This window comes from Photobacterium sp. GB-1, assembly GCF_003026165.1.
GTDB lineage: Bacteria > Pseudomonadota > Gammaproteobacteria > Enterobacterales > Vibrionaceae > Photobacterium.
On sequence record NZ_PYOB01000058.1, the window covers coordinates 1 to 977 of the forward strand.

Below are 977 nucleotides of genomic sequence, written 5' to 3' on the forward strand. Positions count from 1 at the left end.
GATAATCGACGTTAAATAATAAGGATAATGGCTTTAACGCTTCAGAATTAAAGAGGGTTTTATTATAAATCAGGGTATTAATATTATTGGTTCACACCAAGGATAACGCTCGACTTCTTTTTGGCATCCCTCTTCATGCTATTTCCAATATTTACTTATATAAGGTGGCTTGGGCTTGTCCAACACTTCGGATAGGTGTCGGCTTCGCGACACATATCCTTATTTGTTATGTGCGTTTCACGGCGACCACTGAATATATGTGCCAATGTTTCGTTGCACCTATTGTTGTTTGACCTACTTCATCTCGTTCAGACCAACTAACTATGTCAAAATTAGTTAGCATTGCTCGAATCTCTGACTCTGTGAAAGGTGAAGTTGGAACGCGAAAACCTGCAGCCCAACTATCTTTATAACCCATAAAGTCGCCAGCAAATACCCCACCGACAACTAATGAGGATTCAATGTTATGCCAAATCGTCGAAAACACAGTTGGGACTGCAAAAAACAAACTGTTATTTGCAATTACTACCCCCGATTTTGGGTACCGAAACGATTCAAACGAAGATTGCTCAATGTTAATTTGTGGATTTGAACCAAATCTATCATTACAAATAGTTATTGAATCAGGATTAACGTCAAACCCAAACACTTTGTAATTTTGACCCGATAGATAATCGATATCACTGCCGGTTCCACAACCACAGTCAGTGGCTACTTTGAGGTTTGATTCATTAAGTCTGACAGCAAATTCAGTACGTTTTGAGTGTGGGCGAGACAGTGCCTTTTCGTAGTACTGACGCCAATTTTCAGTATTTTTATCCATAAATCTCTTATTTTCCGTAAAAGTACATAACAGTATATTAATAAGCATTCTTACTTTTACGCTTTATTAATACAGCAAATATTCAACATTCTAATAAATAAAAACATTTATTTTCATTACCTTAATCGCAAAAATTAGCATCCACCCGATATGT

The 977-nt window shown here is 36.8% G+C and carries 1 protein-coding gene; it reads right to left on the reverse strand.

The window, feature by feature from the left end; all coding sequences use genetic code 11:
- Positions 1-226 precede the first annotated feature (226 nt).
- Entirely contained in the window at positions 227-823 is a 597-nt protein-coding gene (locus C9J45_RS21385) for a bifunctional 2-polyprenyl-6-hydroxyphenol methylase/3-demethylubiquinol 3-O-methyltransferase UbiG (protein ID WP_107293001.1), read from the reverse strand.
- Positions 824-977: the final 154 nt, after the last annotated feature.

Bases quoted from the DNA above. Each gene is read 5' to 3' on its own strand.
- C9J45_RS21385 (WP_107293001.1), bottom strand. From the start codon at position 823: ATGGATAAAAATACTGAAAATTGGCGTCAGTACTACGAAAAGGCACTG.